The sequence below is a fragment of the Oleiphilus sp. HI0117 genome, assembly GCF_001635235.1.
Genome location: NZ_LWGA01001117.1, coordinates 1 through 1,522, shown reverse-complemented (window position 1 = coordinate 1,522; position 1,522 = coordinate 1). Strand labels below are relative to the sequence as shown.

Genomic DNA, 1,522 nt, shown 5'->3' with positions numbered 1-1,522 from the left:
TTCACCGCGCATCTTCTTTGAGTCCTGATCCATTACGTCTAGCGAAGCACCAACAAGTGGAGCCAAGTCTATTTTATTGATAATCAACAGATCGGACTTAGTAATGCCTGGGCCACCTTTACGTGGAATCTTATCGCCTGCTGATACATCAATCACGTAGATAGTTAAGTCCGATAGTTCTGGGCTAAAGGTCGCACTAAGGTTATCACCGCCACTTTCTACAAAAACGACATCGAGCTCTCCATGGCGCTTCATCAGCTCATCAATCGCAGCCAAGTTCATTGAGGCATCTTCACGAATCGCGGTATGTGGACAGCCACCCGTTTCAACACCCAGGATTCGGTCTTCATCCAAAGCTTCGTGACGCGTCAGGAATAAAGCATCTTCCTGGGTATAAATATCATTGGTTACCACTGCAATATTGTAGTGATCTTTTAATGCTGCACAAAGTGAGCGCAATAAGGCGGTTTTACCTGAACCAACAGGGCCCCCGACACCGACTCGTAGCGTTTGTTTTTTTGCCATTGTTATATCCTATATTTTTCGTCATCCCCGCGCAGGCGGGGATCCATTGTTTTAATTCCCCCTAAGACCTTAGATTCCCGCCTTCGCGTGAATGACTATAGGGGACGTGATCGTAAGCTTTTCAACTAAGAACGGAAAAGCCTTGAGTATTGCTGTTCATGTAAGGCGCTGGCTATGGCCAATCCGGGTAGACCACCGCCTATTTTGTCTTCATCTATTTGTTCAGCCAAAGCAATCGATTCTGCAATCTCTGGTTGAAACAAGGTCAGCATTTGTTGAGCTTGAGTCTGACCCAAAGGCACCATTTTAGTGGCCCCTGCCACCTGGTTTTCTAGCCATGACCAGACAAAACCATTGGCCGCATCTTCAAAAACGATTCCCCACTTTTGCGCCGCATAAGCGAATAAGGTCGCAAAGCTGTGTTCTTCGCCTTCCTGAGTGACGCATTCTGGCAAGTCAAAATCCAAGCTTTTCAAGAGTCGCAATAAAGCAGCGCCCATTGCCGTATCTGTTAGCCGTAGTTCTTTCGTTTCCCGGGATGCGATCGATAAATCATTAAGAAACATAAAACGCTGCCAGTCTTCTTCAGCCGTGCTTTCCATGGCACCACGTAAAATTGGCAGATCGACTTTGGCCAGGCTTTCTCGCATTTGAAGTCGAATCCAGGACTCGGCATCGTTGAAGTTTTTTATCCAACGACACTCTATTGCATACTCCATGCCTTGCGAAAAGGCATAGCCACCTACCGGTAGGCTAACCGAGCTTAACTGCAGCAAACGTGACAGGGCTAAAGGATTACTCATTCGTGCGAATGTCCATCATGAGAATGACCGTGTGAATGTGAGTGCCCACCCTTGGAATATGCACCAGACTCAGGAGCGAACACTTCTTCTTCATGTGTCACCACTAAACCCAGTAAGTGCAGCATTTCTTCCAAGACATGGTCAGGCTTAATTCTCAACCAACGCTCACCCACTTCAATTTTTGTATGGCGGTT

Annotated in this window: 2 protein-coding genes and 1 pseudogene; all 3 read right to left on the bottom strand. The window is 47.0% G+C overall.

The features are described 5' to 3' along the window. Nucleotides 1–525, bottom strand: a 525-nt coding sequence (ureG, locus tag A3757_RS20045; protein ID WP_068740167.1) for an urease accessory protein UreG, incomplete at its 3' end; no start/stop codon positions are given. A 125-nt stretch (nucleotides 526–650) separates the two neighbouring features. Then, a complete protein-coding gene (locus tag A3757_RS20040) occupies nucleotides 651–1,328 on the bottom strand; it encodes an urease accessory protein UreF (protein WP_068512998.1) in 678 nt (225 codons plus the stop codon). After that, nucleotides 1,325–1,522 (bottom strand): annotated as a pseudogene (locus A3757_RS20035) (urease accessory protein UreE); the annotation flags it as partial. The pseudogene A3757_RS20035 and the gene A3757_RS20040, both read right to left, overlap by 4 nt.

Coding starts and splice junctions, on each gene's coding strand:
- A3757_RS20040 (WP_068512998.1), bottom strand. CDS start 1,328: ATGAGTAATCCTTTAGCCCTGTCACGTTTGCTGCAGTTAAGCTCGGTT.